The organism is Aerococcus mictus (assembly GCF_003286595.3).
In the GTDB taxonomy this organism is placed as follows: Bacteria; Bacillota; Bacilli; order Lactobacillales; family Aerococcaceae; genus Aerococcus; species Aerococcus mictus.
Window position 1 is genome coordinate 453,267 of the sequence record NZ_CP132985.1, and the last position, 22,506, is coordinate 475,772.

Sequence of the window (22,506 nt, forward strand, 5' to 3'; positions counted from 1 at the left end):
AGGCTAGCATGCATTATATCCAAGTAGAAGACTTGCGCTTTTCTTATGATAGTGAGCCAGTTCTCAACAATATCAGCTTTACCGTTGACCCTGGGGAATTTGTAATCTTAACCGGGGAGAATGGGGCAGCCAAGTCCACCCTGTTGAAAAATATCCTGGGTCTACTGCAACCAGACAAGGGAAAAGTGACGATCAGTAAAAACAATATCTATGGAAATAAATTACAAATTGGCTATGTCCCCCAGATGGTGGCTAGCTTCAATGCTGGTTTTCCCAGCACAGTTTATGAATTTGTTCTCTCAGGCCGTTACCAACAAGATCGTTGGTTTAAACGCCTGACTGATGAAGACCATGAACACGTTAAGCGGGCCCTTAACTCAGTAGGCATGTGGGAACAGGCCCAAGAAAAAGTGGGAGAATTATCCGGGGGTCAGAAGCAACGGATTGTCTTGGCCCGGGTCTTTGCCACGGATCCTGACTTATTTGTCCTGGATGAACCGACTACCGGGATGGATAAGGCCTCACGGGAAGAGTTTTACACTTTATTGAAACACAATACCCGCCGCCATGGTAAAGCTATCCTCATGGTGACCCACGAGGATATCCATTTACAAGATTATTTCGATAAACACATTCATTTAACTAGAGAGGAGGGGTCACCATGGCGCTGTTTCAGTATGACTTCATGGTCCGAGCCTTCATCGCCTGTGGAGCCATAGCCTGTTTCGCTCCGGTATTGGGTTTATTGCTTATTTTAAGAAAACAGTCCCTGATGTCGGATACCCTGGCTCATGTTTCCCTGGCCGGGGTGGCTTTAGGTTTCTTATTAGGGGTGGAACCGATCTATACGACCATCTTAGTGGTGGTGATCGCGGCCATGGCCTTGGAATATCTCCGCCGGGTTTACAAAAACTATTCGGATATTTCCATTGCCATGTTGATGTCGGGTGGTATGGCCCTGGCCTTACTATTAATGTCACGGGTCGAATCAGCCAGCAGTATCGAGGCCTACTTGTTTGGGTCGATTGTCACTATTTCGCCTGTACAAGTCCGCTTATTAATTGCCTTAGCAGTCATTGTTCTCCTTGCTTATTTCGCCTTTAAGCGGGTCCTCTATGTGGAAGCCTTTGATGAGAGTATTGCCTATACTTCGGGTTTGCCTACGCGCCTGATTTCTATGGTGCTTTCGATCGTGACTGGGGTAGCCATTTCCATTATGATGCCGATTGCTGGGACTTTGTTGGTCTCTTCCATTCTGATCATGCCAGCGGCCATTGCTATGCGCTTGATGAAGAGTTTTGATCGTGTGATTATCCTAGCAATTATCATTGCCTTAGCGGGTATGTTTTCAGGTCTGCTGATTTCCTATGGCTTAGACACCCCTCCAGGAGCAACGATTGCCTTTATCTTTGTCTGTCTTTTTGCCTTGGAAAGTATTGTCTTACGCTTGGTAAAAAGATAGAGAAAACGGTTTCTATGATGAGTCCAATAATAAAACGCCCATTGTTAAGTGATGGGCGTTTTCCTGTTATATAAAAACAATTATAGTAAAAAACAGACTTTCGACGGAAATTTCTTGAATTTGTTCTGATTTTGCTTATAATGTAATAAGCTAGCAAGTAAAGGAGTACAAGTATGAAAATGAAGCGTAGTCATCGTTTAGTCGATATGACCCATTATTTGTTGAATAACCCTTATCGAACGATTTCCTTACCCTTCTTTGTTGACCGCTATCAAGCAGCCAAGTCATCCATTTCCGAAGATGTCGGCATTATTGCTGAACAATTTAAGTTATCTAATATTGGTATTGTTGAAACTATTGCTGGAGCCAGTGGTGGTGTCATTTTCCGCCCTAAAGTGGAAAAAGACAAGGCCATGGAGTATATGAATCAATTAACCGCTAAGTTGACTGATAAGCAACGCATTTTACCGGGCGGTTATTTCTATTTCTCTGACGTTTTAGGCAACCCCTATGATTTACGCCATATTGGTAACATTATCGCTTCCGCTTATTATGGACAGTCTATTGATGTGATCATGACCATGGCAACCAAGGGGATTTCCATGGCCCAAGCAGTCGCCAATTTCTTAAATGTTCCCTTTGTCATCGTTCAACGGGAAGCCCAGTTAACGGAAGGGTCTACTGTTTCAGTAACCTATGTGACGGGAAATGACGAAGTGAAAAAAATGGCCTTGACCAAAAATAATCTCTCGGCCGACCAAAATATTTTAATTGTTGATGACTTTATGAATGGGGGCGGTACCATGAATGGGATGCTCAGTTTAGTTGAAGAATTTGACTGCCATACCATCGGAGCGGTGGTCTTTGGCGAAGCTGATAATCAAAAGAACTATATCGATTATCCCTATAAGTCCCTCATCAAGGTTAAAAAGACAGACGATAATTTAGATGTAGCGGGGATTGAATTAGGGTCATTGTTTGACTAGGGAGAATAATTAGCAATGTACTGTTAGGACAAAGCTTTCTAAAGTTTTATTTAAAACAATTAGAAAGTCTTGTCCCTTTTTTATTTTACTTCTAATATAGGGTATAATAGTGACTTGATGAAGAAAAAGGAGACGAAGTGATGTCAAAGAAGCAACCCTCTTCAGCAAAGAGTGTATTAATAAATTCTGGAATTTATTCGATCACCTCGATTTTGCAAAAAGCGATTGGATTTATTTTACTTCCTTTATATACTTTATACCTTACTCCTGAAGACTATGGGATTGTTGGAGTGGTTAATTCATTGACCCAGGTATTAACCTTATTGTTCACTTTTTCTCTAAATAGTGCAGTTCAACGTTATTTTTACCGCTATCGGGAAAATTGGCCCCAATTACAATCCTTTTACGGGACCATTATGCTCTTTATTATGGGCAATAGCCTCTTTTTAGGGGGCTTAATTATCCTATTTAAGGATATCCTGGTTGAACCCTTTGTTGATGGGATCGCCTTTTATCCTTATATTTTTATGGGGATCATTACCGTTATTGTTAACCCGATTTATAATATTTATCAAACCTTATTGCAGACTATGGAACAAGCCAAGGCCTATGCCATTAACAGCTTGCTTAATTTTGCCATGATGGTGGCTTGTAATATTCTCTTTATTGTCGTTTTCCAATGGGGAGCCACTGGGCAATTATTAAGTTACTTGATCACCGGCTTTACTTTTGGTTTATATGCCTTGATTAGTTTATATCAGCGTGGCATCATCCGCTTTAACTTCCAATGGAATTACCTGAAAGAGGCGCTTTCCTATTCGATTCCACTCCTGCCGCATTTGATGTCGACCCAAATTGCTGATTTTGTCTCACGACTATTTCTTAATAACCAGGTGTCGACTGCCAGTGCGGGTCTCTATACCACAGCCTCACAGTTTATGTTAATTATTGATACCATGCAATATAGTGTCAATTCTGCCTATGTTCCGTGGTTCTATAGCTTGATGGATCTGGGTGGTCAGCACAAGAAAAAAGCCATTCAATTTGCGGATGTCTTGAGTCGGATTTATTTAATTATTAGTTTGGGAATGTCCTTATTTATTAAGGAGGTTGTCCAAATTTTTATTGCCGATGGCTATTTACTGGCTTGGACTCTAGTTCCTATCATACTGGTGGCTTATCAAATCCGTTCAGTCTACCTCTTCTACGTCAATACACTCTTCTATAATACCAAGGCTACTAGATACATTTTTATTGCTACCCTGTCAGGGAGTTTACTAAGTGTCTTGTTAACCGCAACACTGACCCAGTACCTAGGACTCTTAACCCCAGCCATCGTGCTTTTGATCCAATGGACCGTAATCGCAATCATTATTTACGTCCTATCCAGAAAAATTGAACCCGTCAATTTTAAAATCAAAAATATGTTGCTTTATATTGCTATATTAGTTCTGGTAAGCGCTGTGGGTTTGTTTTATGATATTACCCACCCAACTGGACCACTGATTTGGCAAAATCTTCTCTATAAGATTGTTCTCTACCTAGTGACTACTTTCGTACTCGTCTATAGAGAAATCCCTACCATAAAGGCCTTGTTCACTGATTTTATTGGTAAAAAATTAAACTCAGGAGATTAGATTAATGAAACATGCAATTGTTGCTTGGACGCCGCTTCATATTATCAATAGCCTTAATATCTGGAAGAATTGCTTATCTGGAGAAGAGCTGACCCTCTTTATCTATAACGAATTCGCTAACGCTGATTTATTAATTGATATAAGCAGGAAGCTAGGCCAGGGCTTAGAAGTGATTAAAATCAACCATCAGAACTTAGGCGGGAAATTGGCGAAAATTTCTCGTCTTTATTGGAATAAGAACTTGATCCCTCTAGATGATTTTGACCATATTTATTTACCGGGGGATAATTATTTTGGCCGCCTTCTCTATAGCAGCCTCGCTGCTAAAGGTCATGATTTTCACTTGCATTATTATGAAGATGGCATGGGGATTTATCTGGGCGCCAAACCCATAGAAATCAAAAATGCCAATGATGCCTTGCAAAAGAAATTGAATAAGCATTCCATTTTTCATGGCCAATGGGAAAATTGTTATGCCTATCAACCCAATTTGGTTCAGTGGCATGATTTCTCAGGCGAGTTGATAAAAATCCCTGTTCTTGACCAAAAGAATCCTGCTTTTCCCTTGATCAAGGCAATCTTTTCTCAAGCCTATGATGAAGAAATGAGCCAAGTGACTGAGGGAAGTGTCATTTATTTTGACCAGCCCTTCAAAAAAGATGGGGCACAAATCGATGAATTGACCTTGTTTAACCACTTAAAAGCCATATGTGATTCCTTAAATATTAGGATCTACGTGAAGTTACACCCTCGCTCTGAAGCAAATAAATATGGGCGGGTGAATTATTTACAAACTACCATGCCTTGGGAAATCTTTCTCTTGTTTGTAGACCATTCCCACTTGACCTTAGCCGCAGTGAATTCAACCGCGGTATTTTCACCTTATTTACTCTATCAACAAAGGATGCCGATTATTATGTTGGCCGGCCTGGTTGATCATGCGATTGGTAAAAGGGTTGATGAGCAGACTAAAAAAATATTAGCCAATAGTTTGTCTATGGCTAAGAATTTTAAGGGAATCTATGGGCCTTTGTTACAGGTACCTGAAAACAGCAAGCAGTTAGAAGACTTATTGTATGAGATTAAAATTAAAGGAGATCAATAGCTCAATGAAAGAATATGCTAATAAAATCTTTTCAATAATTAATAATGTTCATTTATTTAAAATAATTACTTTGATTATTAATCTTATATATGCAGTTCCTAGCAGTTTTGATATCGAGAACGTCCCCATGAAAATTGTTTTTGTCTGGGGGATTTACTTATTGGCTAAGGACTTCTTGACCAGGCGGATAATGTTTAAGCAAAAGTTTTGGCCCTTTTTATTTGCCTTTTTAATCTCTTTTGCGATTTCGGTCCTCTTGAATCTGACTTATCAATTCCCTGATTCAGCAATTAACTGGTTCTATGTGGCCCAAACTTTCTTCCTGATCTATGCCTTTAATCCTAGTGAAGATTACCAAACAAGTAAAAAATGGATGGCAAGATTTAACGACGTCTTTATCGGTATCGTTTGCTTTTTGGGTTTTGTTTCCCTATTGCTCTTTGCCTTTCACATTCGCTACTGGGTTTTAGATGGTACTGGGATTAATTGGATGCGGCAAGGTTTCACTGAAAATCGCCTATTTGGCCTTTACACCAGTCCTAACATGGGGTCGATTATTGGTGTGTTAAGTGTTGTAGCTAGTTTAATGAATAATATCTTGAAGCGATCAAGTTGGAAGAGTTTCCAGCCTTTCTATGTTTTTAACGCCATTATTCAATATTTATATTTTGTCCTAGCTAGTTCGCGGGGCACCACGCTAACCCTCTTAACTGCTGGCTTAGTCATCACCTGCTATACCATTTATCGTCTCTTTGTTAGACACCAAGCCAACTTAAAAAGCCTGGGCAAGGTTATCCTAGGGGCAGGGCTGGGGCTCTTTCTTTTTGTCGCTGTGGAACATCAAGCGGAAAGTATTTTAGCCTATATTCCAGCAACGACCCAAACAGCTGCCCGCTTAGTTACTGGGGAAATCAGTTGGAGTGATTTGAGGCATGGGGAAAGCAAGGCTGGAGGAAATAAAAGTACGGTTATCGCTCCCGTAAGTATTCAACACGATGAAGGGGACGCTGAAGTTTCAGCAGGGCGCTTTACCATTTGGCAAGCCGGGGTCAAGGCCGCTGCACAAAATTTCTTGTTCGGTTTAAGTGACATTGACTTATACCGCAATATTAAAGACCAAGAAGCTACCGCCCAGGTTGATATGACCAAGCTCACCACCTTGGATAGAAGCGAGATCAAACGTGCTAGAGGAAACATGCATAATACCTATATTGCAGTCTTTACTAAGGCTGGTTTTGTCGGCTTAATTATTATTGCAGCCTTTGCGCTATTCTATTTAATTTATCATGTAGGCTATCTTATGACAGCAAAGGTTGATTTCAGTGATGCCAACAATCAATTATATGCCTTAATCTTAGTTACCATTATCGCCTTGTTGGCTGAAGATATGGTGGAAAATCATATCTTGTTAGCCAACCGCGATACCATTGGCTTAATTTTTTGGACCTATGCCGGTTTCCTTAATGTCCACCGTTCTCAATTACAAGCGCAAAAAAGCCAGGCAATCAATAAAGATCTAAAAAGTAAATTTATAAATATTATTTCGCCTTATTGAAGCTAAAGACTAAAAAAATTATAATAGTAATAATTTCTTTAGACTAAGCACATATCAGGATCAAACTCTAGGTGAAGAAGGGTAATATAATGAACAAGAAAGCTTTATTTTTAACCAGTATTTTAACGGTTTTGCTCTTAGGCTTGGCTGGAATTTTATACTATAACCACCATATTACGGTGGCCAAAGTTGAAAAAGAAGTTAATGAAATTTATTTTAATAATAAGCATGACTACATCAATCCAAATTATTCTTTGGAGGATTTAGAGAAGGTTAAATATGATAGTCGCCACATCTATGGTGACCACGCTAAGGAATTACAAGAGCTCATTGACCGGGCGATTGAAAAGCGAAAGGCCATCCAATTCCTGAATGACTCCGTTCTTGATGATAAGCCGATTATTGAAGGCAACCAGGTCAATAAAGATTGGGTCATTGAAGATGGAGTTTCTGCTGAAGAGGTTGATAAGGAAAAAGAACGCTTTAATTTCGACTATTCAGACAAGTTAGTGGAAGATTTAAAAGCTAACTATGGACTTTTACAGCAGGTAGCCCAATCGAATGAGACGATTGAAAATAAAATTGATCATTTGCCAGAGAAGTTTATGATTGAAAGCTTAGATAAAGACATTGATGCTTTTAACCAGGTTGCTAAGGAAATATCCAATTATATCGACCATACCAATAAGGAAGGTCAAGCTGACCTCTTTAAAAAGCGCTTAATGGACTACGCTTTATCAGTAAAAGAACAGACGGCTAACCAGGATGGCTATAGCAAGTCTTTAGAAAAATTACTTAAGCAGGATGAATTAGCTAGTGTCTTGACCGGGTCACCAGTGGATTATCGGCCTTTAGTAGCTATTACCTTCGATGATGGTCCGGATGATAATGTCGAAAATGCCATGGATATCTGTGAACAATACGGCATCAAGGCGACCTTCTTCTTACAAGGAAATAATACCGAAAAGAAACCGGAATTAGCCCGCGAGATCGTTAAACGCGGCCACCATGTGGCAAACCACTCCTATGATCACCCTGATTTTGCTAAATTAACAGATAAGCAAATTTTAGACCAAATTAATCGTACCCAAGATATCATTAAACAAGCAACGGGAGTAACGCCGACATTATTTAGAACGCCTTATGGCCAAGATAGAGCGCGGACGACTCAATTAGTTGCCCCCTTAAAACCTTGTTATTGGAATACCACCTCCAGAGACTGGCAATTAACTGACCCCGATGATATCTATGATATGATCATGAAAAATATGCAACACCATTCTGTTATTTTACAGCATTCTAGGTATACGGCGACAACCGATGCCTTGAAGAAAGTGATTCCGGAACTGAAGAAGCGGGGCTATGTGTTTGTATTTCCTGAGCAAATCCCTGACATCAAAACTTGGAATCATAACTAAAGAAAGATGACTTAATTGGAATGTCTGCTTATTTTAATTGGAAAATAAGCAGACATTTTTATATCTACTGTATTGTTTGGATTAGAGAGGGGCTTTTATGTTCAATCTATTTTTATTTATCTTGTCGACCTACGGCTATGTCTCATGCTTAGAGAAGCGATTAGCAGTTTCGCCTTATCTGTCTTGGATCTTAGTGATTGCTGGTCAAAGTTTGACTATTTTTGTCCTGGCCCTGTTGAACTTACTGCAGCCAGCTATGTATCTTATTTATTACTTAGGTTTTATCCTATTAGCTGTTTATCTATTTCAGCAAAGTCGCTCTAGCCAGGGAAGTTTCCTTGATCTTTTCCAAAGAAAATTTTCCTGGATTAGCCTTATTTTTTTATTAACCTTTTTGATTTGGGTGTTTTTTATGAAGGATATGCCCCTTATTTTTTGGGATAATTTTTCCCATTGGGGATTAATTGTTAAATTCTTCTTCAATGAACAGCGCCTAGCCACTGATCTAGACAAGATTATCTACTATAGGTCTTATCCACCAGCAGTTTCCTTATACATCAATTATGTGGTTAATTTTCTGGGTTATAGCGAAGGTCATATGATTATTGGCAATTTCATGGTCAATTTAGCTGCGCTATACGCCTTTTTCACTCCCTTTAATATCAAGAAAAATAAAATCATTGGTTTTCTGGTCCTATTTTTAATCGCAGTCTTTTATTTAATGGATGACCACGTTAAAATGTATAATTTGTTAGTGGATAACTTGCTGGCTTATCTGACTTTGGCTGGCTTCGCTGGTTTATATCACTATCGGGAGAATAGAAAAACTAGTTCGCTAATTGTTATTCTCCTTGCCGGCTTCTTAGGCCTGGTTAAGGGCAGCGGGATTTTCTTTGCTGTCTTAGTTATTGCTGTTTACTGCTATTATTTGACTAAGTACGACAAGGCTAAAGCGCCCTTTTCTCTAAAAAAATATTTACCTGTTTTACTGAGTCTACTTCCCTTTGCTATGTGGAAACTCTATGTAAGGTTAATGTATGATACCTCGCAATTTCGCCATAGTGTCCACTTTGATTGGAGCCAACTACATCTTAAGGCCAAAATTGTGGCTAAATTTATCCTTCAAAGTTTGGACCCCTGGACGCCGTCAACTTGGGGACTGGTTTTGATAGTAGTCTTAGTTTTAGTGATGCTTTTAGTGACCGCTAGAGAGAAGAATTTGCAGAAGCGGCTAATGATTTTTTCTGGAATTCTTTTTGCTGTGTTGTTTATTTACTATTTGTCTACCATGGCCATGTACTTGACCGCTATGCCAATGGATGAAGCAGTCAAATTGGCTCAATTTGACCGTTATACCCTGACTGGGGTTTTTGTGGGACTAGGAAGTATTAGTCTAGTGGCGATTAAATATTTTGAGAGTCGAGTCGAGGACAAGAGCGATTATTCACTTTATGGCAAGAAGTTTATCTATACTGGACTTATTGGCATTTACTTGATCAGTCTGGCCTATGACTTAGTCGATGCCGCTATTGAAAAGCGAAGTTTCGTGACTGACTCTATTCCCTATGAATATCAAAAAATGGGCATTGATAACCATAATTTAAACAATAAAAAGATCTTAGTATTGGCCAGTGGTAAGTGGAATACCGATAATGCTGGCAATTTGTACCTCTACACCCCCAATACTCATCTCTATAAGGGCAATCCAGACGTGGTTAAAAAATATGAGCAAATCCTGGTTTTAGATAATAAGGAACAGACCCAGACTTGGGTCAAGGAATTAACTGGCCAACAATTAGCTCCGGGTTTCTACGATGTCAAGGATGTTGTCAATGAAAAACTTATTCAAAAATAGGTCTAAAATATTATTAAGACCATGATGACGAGTGATTGCTGACTTATTGATATGCTATAATTAATCCTATAAAGATCGATTATATAAAGGAGTCAAGTGATGAATATATTAGCTGTTATACCAGCACGTGGAGGCTCTAAAGGAATTCCACGCAAGAACGTGAGAATACTTAATGGGCATCCGTTAATCGCTTATGCCATTATGAATGCTCAAAATAGCCAATATCAGATGGATGTCTGTGTCTCAACGGATGATGAAGAAATCGCCCGCGTCGCAGAAACTTACCAAGCTGAAGTGGTATGGCGAGGAGAAAATTTATCAAGTGATGCAGTCACCTTAGATCCAGTAATTTATGATGCTTATCAGAAGATGGAGGCTAAGAAGGGGGTCCATTATGACCTGATTATTACCCTGCAAGCGACCTCACCGCTCTTACAAATCAAAACCCTTGACCAAGCCATTGAAAAATTGATCAATGATCCGGCTATTGATACCTTGATCAGTGTGGTGAACCACCCGCATTTATCTTGGACAGAGGATGATTCTGGCAAGATTATTCCTAATTACAAGGAGCGACTCAATCGCCAATATTTACCAGCTAACTATTCTGAAACTGGCGCTTTCCTTATTACCCGTGACCATGCCATAGAAGAAAATTCGCGGATAGGGGAAAATTTAGCTGTTTTTCAGGTGCCAGAAGCGGAGTCAACCGACATCGACACAGCTCAGGACTGGTGGGTGGTTGAAAATGAAATGAATAAGAAAAATATTCTTATTCGTGTAGAAGGCTATGCCGAAATTGGTTTAGGACATGTCTACCGTGGCTTAGCCCTAGCTTACGGCTTGATCCATCATAAGGTCCACTTTGTGACTAGTCAGCAATCGAATCTGGCCCAGGAAAAATTAAAGGCCAGTCATTTTCCTTACACGGTAATCAATTCTGAAGAGGAAATTCTTGATCTGATCGACGAATATGATGCTGATATTTTAATTAATGATATTTTAGATACGTCTATTGATTATATGCAAATGCTCAAACAACGCGACCTGCGTATCATCAATTTTGAAGATATTGGCCCAGGAGCTGACCTCGCTGATGCGGTCATTAACGATCTATACGCTCCTCAGAAGAAAGGAAGCCAATATTATTGGGGAAGCCCCTATTACATCATTCGGGATGAATTCTTAATTAATTCTCCTAGTGATTTTCATGAAGAAGTGAAGAATATTTTTGTCATTTTTGGTGGGGTGGATCCTAATAACCTGACCCAAAAAGTATTGGAGGCTATTCCCTTTGTCGAAAATGCCAAAGACATTCAATTTACTATAGTGGTCGGACCTGGCTATCCTTATTTTGAACAAGTGAAGGCCCAGGCGGAAAGTATGCCATACACTATTGAAGTGATTCAAAATGTCAAAGTTATGTCTGATTATATGAATAAATCGGACATCGCAGTTTCTTCCCAAGGTCGGACCATGTTAGAGTTAGCGGCTATGGGAGTACCAACGATTCTCTTGGCTCAAAATGAGCGGGAATTGACCCATGAATTTGGATATTTATCCAATGGCTTTATGAACTTAGGTTTAGGTCAGGCCATCGATAGCCAATCCATTGGGCGGACTTTGAATTGGTTGATTGAAACACCACAAATTCGTCAACAAATGCACCAACAAATGTTAGCCAATGACTTACGTCATGGTTTAGATCGTGTATTAAAAATTATTTTAGAGTAAGGAGATTAAAATGGGGATTCATGAAGTATTAAAAGAACAGGGTTACTATGTAATCGGAGAAATCGGAGTCAATTACTATGATATTGCCAAAGAAAACGGCACGACTCCAATGGAAGCAGCTAAGTTAATGATTGATAAGGCAAAAGAGTCAGGGATGGATGCGGTCAAGTTTCAAACCTATAAGGCCGAAACCATTGCCTCAAAATTCTCACCTTCCTATTGGGATACCAGTGAAGAAGCGACAACCTCACAATATGAGCTTTTCAAAAAATTTGATTCTTTTGGCTATGATGAATATAAGGAGTTAGCTGACTACTGTAAACAAGTAGGGATTGAATTCTTCTCAACGGCTTTTGACTTTGAGTCAGCGGATTACCTATATGACCTGATGGATATTTATAAAATTTCTTCATCAGATTTATCCAACCTGCCTTTTATTAAATACCAAGCAGAAAAAGGAAAAACTATCCTCTTATCAACCGGTGCCTCAAGCATGGATGAAATTCATCAAGCCGTTGAAACCATTGAATCCACTGGCAATAAGGATATTGTCATTATGCACTGTGTCTTAGAGTACCCAACCCCCTTTGAAGACGCTAACCTAAACGTTATTTCCAGTCTGATTAAGGAATTTCCTGACTATGTGATCGGCTACTCTGACCATACCCGTCCTGATCCACAAATGGATGTCGTCAAAACGGCTGTGGCCTTAGGGGCTAAAGTTATCGAGAAACACTATACTTTAGACAAAACCTTGCCAGGTAATGACCATTACCATGCCATGGACCCTGAAGACATGAAAATCTTGAAAGAAGGCCTCGAATTCCAAATGAAGGTAAGAGGGCAAGCGGTTGCTGACTTAGAGGCTCAAGCAGCGGCTCGGAAAAACGCACGACGTTCTATCGTTCTTACCCAAGATGTCAAGGCAGGTACAGCCTTAACTGAAGACATGCTAACCTTTAAACGCCCTGGTACAGGAATTGCCCCTGGAAAGGTGAAGGAAATTATTGGAAGAAAGGTTAACCAAGATCTTGCTGAAGATACGACTTTAATGGAAGATATGTTAGAAAAATAGTATACATGGTGATTGATAACCTAGGGTTTATGCTAAGGCATGACTTTAGGTTTTTTGTTAATAGAGGAAAAGTATGGTTCAATTCATTTTATTTACACTATCAACTTTTGGTTATGTTGCTGGCTCCATCCGATTTTTAAAGCTTAATAAATATTTTTCCTGGATTTTGGTCATGATCTCCCAAAGTCTTTTCTTATATTTAGCGGCCTTGGCGAACTTATTGCTGCCTGCTTTGTGGGTGACTTATTTATTAGGCTTTTTCTTGCTCATTTTGATAAGCATTGATTATTGGAAAAATTCTCGTGGAAAGGGAAATTTTATAAGGCTATTTTTTTCACAGGTCAGACAAGGGATTGCCTTTCCTGAAATTATTGTCTTAGCGACGATTTTAGGTTGGTTTCTTGTTATGAAGGGAATGCCCCTGATTCATTTTGATAATTATTCGCATTGGGGCTTGGTGGTCAAATACTTGTTTACGGAGCTCCATTTACCGACAGATATTGACCAGCTGATTTATTATCGGTCCTATCCACCAGCTACTTCCCTTTATATTAGTTATTTTATTTATTTCTGTGGCTATAGCCAAGCCAAGATGATCATGGGTTTCTTTCTCTTTAATATGGCTTGTCTTTATTCTTTTTTTGGCATTCTGACCAAACCTGCCAATCGATTAAATGCGGCCTTAATTGCTTTATTGTGGGGAATGTTTTTTATCTTAGACAATTCAGTCAAGATGAATAATTTATTAGTCGACAATCTCTTGGCCTATTTAACCCTAGCGGCTGGTATTTATGCTTTTCGCTATCGAAAACACTTAGGCTATTTAATCACCGGGACGTTATTGTTTATAAGTATGATCAACCTGACTAAGGATAGCGGTTTATTCTTCAGCTTGCTTATTGTTTTATATGTGACTTACTTAATCATTAGTAATCAAACTTTAGCCAGAAAGGACAAGCTCAAGGCCTTTGCTATTCTACTTCCTGGCGCCTTTTTATCGAAGCTAACTTGGTCCTTCTATGTAAAATTGAATTATGACCTATCGGGCTTTAAGCATAGTAGCCATTTTAACCAAGAGAGCCTTGAATTAGTCAAGCACATTGGAAAAAGCTATTTAATCAAGCTATTAGATCCATTAATTCCTGCAACTGCTGGGATTATATTAGCCTTTACTCTCTTAGTGATTCTTAGCTTATCTTGTCTCTTGACTAAAAAACACCTCCTTACCATGAAAAACCTGTGTTTAGCCATGGGGCTTACTTATATCATTTATTTCCTGGGAGTCTTTTTTATGTACGTGACCTCCATGCCCAAAGATGAAGCCCTGCGCCTCGCTCAATTTGACCGTTATGCCATGACCATCGCCTATGTCTTACTCGGAACAGTTTTTTTAGTTGGGGTTTACTATTTTGATAAGGTTTTTCAAAGGGGAGCGAGTGACTCGCATTTCATCAATATAGTGACTTTATTCATAATGGTGATTTACCTGGCGGGACTGGGCTCTGATTGGTTAATTGCTGAACACGAGACCATTGCCTTTAAAGAACGCTCGATCCCATACCAGTATGAAAAACTTGGCTTAGAGCAGATGACCTTAAACGATTCACGAATCCTTGTTTTTACCTCCGGAGGCTGGAAAACAGATTTTGCCGGTCGTTATTATTTATATACGCCAAACACCAAAATTTATAACGGGGACCCAGCCATGCTGAAAGATTATGATAAAGTATTGGTTCTTGATGAACTCCCGCAAACCAAAAAGTGGGAGAAAGAACTAACTAATAAAGAATGGCCTGTTGGTTTGTATACAGTTGATCGTTTTCTTAATGGTAATTAACTTTTAAAGTTATTGTAAGAATCAGTCAAATTCCTATAAAATCAGCTTTTCCCTTGATCAGATATGATATAATTCATCTGTTACTAAAGCGTCAGGAAATGGAGTAATAGAAAAATTATGTTATTAAGTGTAATTATTCCAGCTTATAATGTCGAAAGTACCTTGCAACGTGCGGTCGATAGTGTCTTAAGACAAAGCATGAAGGATTTTGAAGTGATCATTGTGGATGATGGTTCTACTGATGGAACAGGTCCACTTTGTGACGCTATCCAGTTACAAGACCAACGGATAAGGGTTATTCACCAAGCCAACGGGGGCTTATCTGCAGCCCGAAATACAGGCATTGATCAAGCCCAAGGGGATTATTTGGCCTTTCTTGATTCTGATGATGAATATGTTAATGATATTTTTTCCTTATTTTATCGGGCCTATCAAGAATACCAAATGGACTTATTCATATTTAATTTTGAACGGGTTTCTGGTGACCAAGTTACCCCTAAGAATGCCATCCGTCAGCAAATATTTAAGAGCCAGGAAGCGGTAAGGGTCCTCCACCAATATAATGGTTTAGATTTCTATGCTTGGAATAAGATCTGGCACCATTCCCTCTTTGATGAGATGAGATACCCTCTGGATACCCTCTATGAAGATATGTATGTGAGTTATCTGGGGGCAAAGCAGGCCAACTGTGTGATTACTACAGATAAGGTTGGCTTAAGATATTACGACAATCCTCTAGGGATCACTGCCCAAGCCTTTTCTCCGGGACAGTTTGATAATGTCACTGAAAGGGTAAAGATCCTTGATGATGTACTCATTCATTTCCCTGAATTAGCTCAGGGGGCAGCTCGACGTTTATTTGATAGTTTTATAATCGTGGCTTACCAACTTTCCCAGTGCGAAGATAAGGAAATGAAGAAAAAATACCAGGGTCGCTTACTTGAGATCCTGAAGCAATACCAGCCCTATTTTAAGGATAATGAGGAAATTTCCTGGCAAAAACGACTGGCCTGGTCGCTCTATCAAGTATCACCAAGTCTGTATCGCCATTTATATCGGATGTATTTAAGTTAAGGGAGGAAGAAAGCAGTGAATTTTACAGTGCTGATGTCTTTATATCATAAGGAAAACCCGACTTATTTACGGCAATGCTTGGATAGCTTGGTCAAGCAAAGCCTGCCAGCTGAAGAAATATTAATTATTAAAGACGGCCCCTTAACTGAGGAACTTGACGCTATCCTCAACGACTTTCAAAAGCAATATCCCAAGCAAACCACCATTCAAGCTTATCCCGAAAACCGCGGCCTGGGTTTGGCCTTACAAGATGGCGTTCAATTGGCCCGTAATGAATGGATTGCCCGCATGGATACTGATGATATTTGCCGGACGGATCGTTTCGAAAAACAAATCAATTATCTTAAAGAACATCCTGAGGTCGAGCTATTGGGAAGCGATGTCTTTGAATTTGACCAGTCGCCAAAGGAACCGACTGCCAGAAAAGTCGTGCCCCACAGCTACCAAGATATCCTAGGATATGCTAAGCGGCGTAATCCCTTCAACCATATGACAGTGATCTATAAAAAATCAGCTGTCCTAAAAGCCGGCAATTATCAGCCGTTAAAAGGCTATGAAGATTATTATTTATGGGTAAGAATGTTAAAAAATGACGTTAAGGCTGCCAATTTAGCCGATACCCTAGTTTATGCGCGTGCAGACCAGAATATGTTTAAAAGACGGGGCGGCTGGGACTATTTTATCGATGGCAGTAAGGCCTACCAAAAAATCTACCAGGTTGGCCTGGCCAGTCCACTTGATTGGCTAATTCGCATGGGCGGGCAGGCGGTATTTAATCTAGTCCCTAATTCCCTACGCCAAAACCTCTACAAGAAAATACTTAGAAAGTAGGTTTCTGATGTTAATCTCGGTCATTATTCCGGTTTATAAAGTCGAAAAAACACTAGAGAGAGCGGTAAACAGTGTCTTAGATCAAAGCTATCCGCATTTGGAAATTATTCTGGTGGATGATGGCTCTCCTGACAAGAGTGGGGATATTGCTGACCAGTTAGCTAAAAAAGACCCCCGTATCCAGGTGATCCACCAAGCTAATAAAGGCTTATCGGGAGCAAGAAATACCGGTATCGCAGTAGCTAGCGGAGACTATCTGGCATTTTTGGATAGTGATGACTGCTATGAACTTGACCTATTTGAACACTTTATGGCTAGTTATCAGGAAGAAGGTCCCGATTTATTTATTTTTAATGTCAAACGCATTGGAGTAAAATCCCAAACGGTAAAAGATTCAAAAGAGATGCTTTTGACCTCTAGCCAAGCAGGGATCGAAGCCATGCTAGATTATTCCGGGATCGATTTTTATGCTTGGAATAAGGTATACGCCAGACAGCTTTTCCGTGATGTCCGTTTTCCTGAAGGTAAATTGTATGAAGATACAGCAGTATCCTATGCGACTATGAAAAGGGCGACCAGGATCATGATGACTTCTTATGTAGGGATTAATTATTATGAGAACGAGGAAAGTATTGTGGCTCAGTCATTTAATCCTAAGCAAATGGACAATGTGACGGAAAGGGCGCGCATGTTAGATGATGTTCAGGTCAACTTTCCAGACCTTACTGCTAAGGCAGGAGCGCGCCTATTTGATGGCCTCCTATCTACAGCCTATAAAATGGCCCAAGTCAGTCCCTTCAAGCAAGCAGGAAGTTCTTATCGGGACCTATTAGAAATTGTCAATCACTACCGTCCTTATTTTGAAGGAAATGAGGAAATTGACTGGAAAAAGCGCTTAGCTTGGCAATTATTCCGCCTAAATCCCAAACTTTATGCTAGAATGTATCAGTGGTACTTAGGAAAGTAATTTTCTAAGTAGCCACTCGATATGATTGATTCAATTTGCCCTCGTAGCTCAGTGGATAGAGCAATCGTTTCCTAAACGATGTGTCGGAAGTTCGATTCTTCTCGGGGGTGTTTTATTATAGGCAAAAAGGTCGTTGTTATCTGCTATAGGTAGTTAATAAGGAGATTAGAACGTGTCAACCAGTGATATTACAATTATTATTCCTGCTTTAGAACCGAATGAGAAGTTAATAGCACTCTTAGAGTCCATTCGCAGACAAGATTCAGATGATTTTACAATTATTATCGTTAATGATGGCTCTTCTGCTGACTATGATTCTTATTTTAAGCAAGCGCATGAAGATTTTGGTGCTATTGTCTTAAAACATGAGGAAAACTATGGCAAAGGGCGTGCGCTGAGAACAGCTTTTGACTATATCCTTCACCATCTGCCTGACTGCCAAGGAGTCATTACTATTGATTCAGATGGACAGCATACCTATGCCGATATGATGAAATGTATTGGAGCTTTTCAGAAAGCCCCCAGTGCCTTAGTTTTAGGCGTTAGAGATTTTCAAAATGAAGTGCCTTGGAAGAGTCAATTTGGTAATCGCTTAACTCGCTATATTTTAAAAATGGTTACCGGTATTTCCTTAACCGACACCCAAACGGGGTTAAGGGTGATTCCTAAAACTTATTTAGCCAGACTTTTGGAGATTTCAGGCGACCGCTTTGAATATGAATTAAAGATGATCATTGATGCCGCTAAGCAAAAAATTCCAATTAAGGAAGTGGCTATTGAGACCATCTACCATGATGATAATAAGGGCAGTCATTTTAACCCGATCAAGGATTCTATTGCTATTTATAGCGTCTTTTTAGAATACATGGCTAATCAGACCTATTTTTGGAAATACATCCTGTCTTCGGTCTCTTCCTTTGTGGTAGATATCCTTTTATTCCATCTCTTTTCTGTACTCTTACCCCACGCCGCAAGTACCCTGACTATTTATTTAGCAACAATTATTGCCCGGACCATTTCATCGGTCTTTAACTATACCTTGAATCGTTTTCTCGTTTTCAAGCAAGAATCCAAACAAAGCTTTATCAAATATGTCAGCTTGGTCATCGTGCAGATGTTCTTATCCGGAGGTTTAGTGTCTCTAATAAGCACCATCATGCAATCTCAAGCCACGACCTTTATTAAGGTATTTGTCGATTCCATGCTTTTCTTGTTGAGCTACTTCATTCAAAAACACTTTATCTTTAAAAGTAAATAAGTTAGTGTGCGACAAGCGCAAGAAGGGGAAAGCGCTGGTATACAAGTTTATTAAAAAATAACCGCGACCAGGTCCTATTCTGGTCGCGGTTATTTTAGTTGTTAATCCAATTCTTGACTTCTGGAATTTGATCAGCAAAGACAAAGGTATAACCCTGTTTTTTGAGTTCGGGGATATATTTTTTCATGGCTTCGGCAGTTGCTTTGATGGTGTCATGATGGAGGATAACGGCATGGTTATGGGCTTGACTTAAGACTCGTTGGGTGATTTGCTTAGTATCCATGGACTTCCAGTCTTCAGAATCAATATCCCAATAGATACCGGTTAAGTCTGGCCTTAAGCGAGCAATGCGCTTTCTTTGAGCGCCGTGGGGGTTACGGATATATTTAGGACTGATGCCGGTGGCTTCTTTTATGGCAGCTTCGCCTTGACTAATTTCGTCAACAACTTCTTTATCTCTTAAATTAGAGAAGTAAGGGTGGTCATAGGTATGGTTGCCAAGTTTGTGACCTTCAGCTAAAATTCGTTGACTCACTTGAGGGTACTCTTTAACATGGTTGCCTTGTTGGAAGAACATGGCTTTGATCCCATATTGGTCGAGAATATCTAGGATAGCTCCAGTGTTTTCGGAAGGGCCATCGTCAAAGGTCAGGGCGATCAACTTACGGTGGTCTATCGAACTACCGGTCAGGTATTGGCCCAGCAAGGGTTGGTTTAATAGTTGATTTAAAACATCGTCTTTGAGAGGCGGATTGGCTTGAATCAGGCTCTTGGCGTAGATTTTTGTTTTATTAGTGATTGCTTGAAGGCTATTCTTGAGACGGGGTTGGCCTTCGATATTTATCGCAGTATCTTCGAGAATTTGACTAATTTCGTTAAATTTCTTTAAGTTAGCGTTGATTTGATCAGCTTGAAAACTGGTGGGCAGGTCGTTCAGAATTGATTGGAGTTTATCATCTAATTGGACAATTTCTAAGGCGTTTTTATAGTGAATTTTTAATTCATCGGATAGAGCATCACCCACTGAGAAATCAAAGTGGGGAGCTAGCTTTTTGAGATCAGCCAAGCTAACGCTATTATTTAGAATATCACGAGGATTCACTTTATCACCAACCACAAAAGCCTCTGAATCGTCATGTTGGTAGATTTGGTCAACAGCTTGGATAGCCGCTTGTTTCTGTTCGACGAGGGCAATTTCTTTAAGAGCTTTTTCTTTCTTCTCGGGCGCTAATTTATTGGCGTTATCTTTGGCCGCCTGGATCATATCCTCGTCAATCTCAGGGTTTAAATAGGCATGATCGTCATCAATAAAGAGAGCATCCATGGTGATAGTACTTTGGGCTTGGTGCTTTTTATTGATTAGGTGGTGGCGATAAGAAAATAAGCCTAGGGTTAATAAAATAATACTAAGTAAAGCAAGGATAAGAACTTTCGATTTAGCTTTCATGGTACACGATTCCTTTTTAATTAATGCTTTATATTATAAACATATCCCGTTAAAAAATATGAAAAAATTATGAAAAATAAGACAAAAAAATATTAAAGAAACTTAAGTGAATGAAACAAAAAGGCGAAATTAGATTTCATGTCTAATTTCGCCTTTAATTCAGTCAGAACATTATTTGTTAGCTTTTTTCTTATCCGCTTTGATTGGAATGGTTTGGGAACTCTTTTCGTAGGCCATATTTTTAAAGTCAAAGAGAAAACCTTTGTCTGAGTAAGGCGCTTGGTTGATGACTTCTTCTCTTGAGAGATAGCTGTAATCGCCTTTAAGAATAGGGCTAGCGATCTGATGTTTTTGGATCAATTGGTCAGCTTGACTTCTGTCTTCATCAGATAATTTGCCACTAGCGTTCTGCTTCATTAACTCTTGGAAAGCTTCCAGGTCCTCCCCCCAGGCTTTTTGGTAGTTTGGAGCTGTATAAGGGAGGTAGAGCTCACTATTGGAATAATTATCGTAGGCTTGTTGTTGACTGAGATAAAGGTCAAAATCTCCTTTTTGGACCCGCTCCATCAAGACTTTTTCCGACAAGGGGAAGATATTAATAACCAGGTGAGGGATTTTGCTTTCCCATTGTTTTTGTAATTCCTTGGCAATTTTTTGCGAGAGGGCGTTATCGTCGGTAACCAAGTCCAGTTCAATGGCTTCGAATTGATAATCCTCTAAGAGCGTCTGCATACTTTTTTCATTATCAAGAGCAGTTTTTTCATGGACTTGGCCCTCGCTTTGGGGATCTAAGGAGTAGCTGCTTTGTAAACGAGGCAGAGTTTCAGTTAGGGCCTGCTGGTCGATATTTTGAGCCAGGAGATCTCTTAGGCGCTGGTCATTAAGAATATTCTTCTTCCCAGATTGATTGATATGGTAGAGGAGATTTTGGCTAAAAGGACGCTTTAATGCGGTCCAATCCTCTTCCGGTGTGCGACTAATCAAAATATCCGTTAAGCGTTGTTGGTAGGATTTTTTAGCTGTTTCAGTATTTTTGACATATTGGACACTGAGTTTTTCAGTGGGATAGTCCGTCCAATTATGGTATTCTTCGTTGCGGTCATAGGTCCAAGTATCCCAACCGCTCTCCCAAGCGCTTAAATTGTAGGGGCCATTACTCAAAGTATTGATTGATTTTTGCCCATAGAGGTCATAGGTAATTTGACCGATAAAGTTTTTTGGCAGGGGGAAGAGCGCTGGAAAGGCTAGGGCTTGTTTGAGACTGTTATCATCCATGGCAGGATCTTTTAAGGTGATTTTTAGCCGGTGGTCATCTAGGGCTTGGACATGGAGTTGATCGACACCTACTTCGCCACTTGATACGGCGGAGGCATTATCGATTAGGGCTAACAATTTATAGGCATAAAAATTATGGTGCTCAGGATTAACTAATTCTTGCCAGGCATAGACGAAATCGCTGGCAGTTACGGGATCATTATTACTCCATTGGGCTTCTGGTTTCAAGTGGATGATAACATCCTTGTCATGACGCTCAATCTCTCCGTTACTTACCCCTGGACTGATAGAACCATCTTTTTCTAAGCGGAAGAGACCTTCGCCCACCATATTCATGGCACTGAGTTCATAAGCCGTTTGCAGCTTATTGGGGTTTAGGGATTTTAATTTATGAGTAGTCGTAAGTCCCAAGGCTTCACGGGGATGTTGGGCTTGTGGTTCCACTTTTTCCTCGGACTTTGTCTCTGGTTTTTTAGGATCAGTGAAGCGAATTTGATCACAACCGCCCACAAGAACCAGTGAGCCTCCTAGAAGGAGTAAGGGAATGATTTTCTTTTGCATAATATACCTCTTTATTCCATGATGTTCATATTCTAGCATGACTAAGATGCACTCGCAATTTCTCCCGGTTTAAGGAAAGCTTAAAAAGCCATAAAAAAGACTGGGTTTTTACTCCCAGCCTTATTCCTTATCTTCGAGTTGTTTGACGCGATATTCTAAGTGGTTGACTTTATTTTCGAGTTCCTTAATTTGCTCAGTTTGGCTTTGAAAGTGGGCTTCTGTCTCATTAGGTGAGAAGATTTCTAAGACGCCCCAAACTAAGAGAAAGAGAACGATTAGGCCAATTAATAGGTAGCCCCAATTCAAGTGAGGAGACCCCTTATCTAAGTTCTCCAAGGTTTCATCAATGTTAAGGTTTTCGATATCATCAATAAATTTTGAACGATTCTTTTTGGGTACTTTATTCATAGTGCTCCTTTCCGTTCTTCA

18 protein-coding genes and 1 tRNA gene are annotated in these 22,506 nt (G+C 39.8%); 16 read left to right on the forward strand and 3 right to left on the reverse strand.

What is annotated here, in order from left to right; genetic code table 11:
* Nucleotides 1-8: 8 nt before the first annotated feature.
* The 16 genes from DBT49_RS02195 (at nt 9) to DBT49_RS02270 (ending at nt 18,794) form a co-directional block, all read left to right on the forward strand.
* On the forward strand, nt 9-719 hold the full coding sequence (locus DBT49_RS02195; protein ID WP_070558632.1) for a metal ABC transporter ATP-binding protein: 711 nt from the start codon (nt 9-11) through the stop codon (nt 717-719).
* On the forward strand, nt 662-1,462 hold the full coding sequence (locus DBT49_RS02200) for a metal ABC transporter permease (RefSeq protein ID WP_070558631.1): 801 nt from the start codon (nt 662-664) through the stop codon (nt 1,460-1,462). Before DBT49_RS02195 ends, DBT49_RS02200 begins: the two co-directional genes overlap by 58 nt.
* Nucleotides 1,463-1,635: 173 nt before the next feature.
* A complete protein-coding gene (gene purR / locus DBT49_RS02205; protein ID WP_070558630.1) occupies nt 1,636-2,448 on the forward strand; it encodes a pur operon repressor in 813 nt (270 codons plus the stop codon).
* A gap of 140 nt (nt 2,449-2,588) precedes the next feature.
* Entirely contained in the window at nt 2,589-4,085 is a 1,497-nt protein-coding gene (locus DBT49_RS02210; protein ID WP_070558629.1) for a lipopolysaccharide biosynthesis protein, read from the forward strand.
* Nucleotides 4,086-4,089: 4 nt separating this feature from the next.
* Nucleotides 4,090-5,190, forward strand: a complete 1,101-nt coding sequence (locus DBT49_RS02215; protein WP_070558628.1) for a polysialyltransferase family glycosyltransferase — start codon at nt 4,090-4,092, stop codon at nt 5,188-5,190.
* A gap of 4 nt (nt 5,191-5,194) precedes the next feature.
* The gene (locus DBT49_RS02220) at nt 5,195-6,745 is read left to right on the forward strand and encodes an O-antigen ligase family protein (RefSeq protein WP_070558627.1); all 1,551 of its coding nucleotides are present in this window, start codon (nt 5,195-5,197) and stop codon (nt 6,743-6,745) included.
* A gap of 89 nt (nt 6,746-6,834) precedes the next feature.
* Nucleotides 6,835-8,163: a polysaccharide deacetylase family protein gene (locus DBT49_RS02225; RefSeq protein ID WP_070558626.1), complete on the forward strand. Its 1,329-nt coding sequence runs from the start codon at nt 6,835-6,837 to the stop codon at nt 8,161-8,163.
* A gap of 97 nt (nt 8,164-8,260) precedes the next feature.
* Nucleotides 8,261-10,018 (forward strand): ArnT family glycosyltransferase, encoded by a 1,758-nt coding sequence (locus DBT49_RS02230; protein ID WP_070558625.1) that lies wholly within the window; start codon nt 8,261-8,263, stop codon nt 10,016-10,018.
* Nucleotides 10,019-10,117: 99 nt separating this feature from the next.
* Nucleotides 10,118-11,752: a cytidylyltransferase domain-containing protein gene (locus DBT49_RS02235; protein WP_070558624.1), complete on the forward strand. Its 1,635-nt coding sequence runs from the start codon at nt 10,118-10,120 to the stop codon at nt 11,750-11,752.
* Nucleotides 11,753-11,762: 10 nt separating this feature from the next.
* Nucleotides 11,763-12,827 carry an N-acetylneuraminate synthase family protein gene (locus DBT49_RS02240; RefSeq protein WP_070558623.1) on the forward strand — a complete coding sequence of 355 codons (1,065 nt, stop codon included), beginning with the start codon at nt 11,763-11,765 and terminating at the stop codon, nt 12,825-12,827.
* Between the two features lie 73 nt (nt 12,828-12,900).
* A complete protein-coding gene (locus tag DBT49_RS02245) occupies nt 12,901-14,664 on the forward strand; it encodes a hypothetical protein (RefSeq protein ID WP_111846119.1) in 1,764 nt (587 codons plus the stop codon).
* 117 nt (nt 14,665-14,781) lie between these two features.
* The gene (locus DBT49_RS02250) at nt 14,782-15,738 is read left to right on the forward strand and encodes a glycosyltransferase family 2 protein (protein WP_070558621.1); all 957 of its coding nucleotides are present in this window, start codon (nt 14,782-14,784) and stop codon (nt 15,736-15,738) included.
* Between the two features lie 15 nt (nt 15,739-15,753).
* The gene (locus tag DBT49_RS02255; RefSeq protein WP_083300412.1) at nt 15,754-16,569 is read left to right on the forward strand and encodes a glycosyltransferase; all 816 of its coding nucleotides are present in this window, start codon (nt 15,754-15,756) and stop codon (nt 16,567-16,569) included.
* Between the two features lie 7 nt (nt 16,570-16,576).
* The gene (locus DBT49_RS02260; protein ID WP_070558620.1) at nt 16,577-17,536 is read left to right on the forward strand and encodes a glycosyltransferase family 2 protein; all 960 of its coding nucleotides are present in this window, start codon (nt 16,577-16,579) and stop codon (nt 17,534-17,536) included.
* A gap of 37 nt (nt 17,537-17,573) precedes the next feature.
* A tRNA-Arg gene (locus DBT49_RS02265) sits at nt 17,574-17,646 on the forward strand.
* A 62-nt stretch (nt 17,647-17,708) separates the two neighbouring features.
* Nucleotides 17,709-18,794 (forward strand): bifunctional glycosyltransferase family 2/GtrA family protein, encoded by a 1,086-nt coding sequence (locus DBT49_RS02270; protein WP_070558619.1) that lies wholly within the window; start codon nt 17,709-17,711, stop codon nt 18,792-18,794.
* Between the two features lie 94 nt (nt 18,795-18,888).
* Here the strand turns inward: DBT49_RS02270 and DBT49_RS02275 are convergent, their stop codons facing one another.
* From DBT49_RS02275 to DBT49_RS02285, 3 genes are all read right to left on the reverse strand, one after another.
* Nucleotides 18,889-20,241, reverse strand: a complete 1,353-nt coding sequence (locus DBT49_RS02275; protein WP_070558618.1) for a polysaccharide deacetylase family protein — start codon at nt 20,239-20,241, stop codon at nt 18,889-18,891.
* Nucleotides 20,242-20,412: 171 nt separating this feature from the next.
* Nucleotides 20,413-22,077, reverse strand: a complete 1,665-nt coding sequence (locus DBT49_RS02280; protein WP_070558617.1) for an ABC transporter substrate-binding protein — start codon at nt 22,075-22,077, stop codon at nt 20,413-20,415.
* A 120-nt stretch (nt 22,078-22,197) separates the two neighbouring features.
* Entirely contained in the window at nt 22,198-22,485 is a 288-nt protein-coding gene (locus DBT49_RS02285; RefSeq protein WP_064292240.1) for a hypothetical protein, read from the reverse strand.
* Between the last annotated feature and the right edge of the window lie 21 nt (nt 22,486-22,506).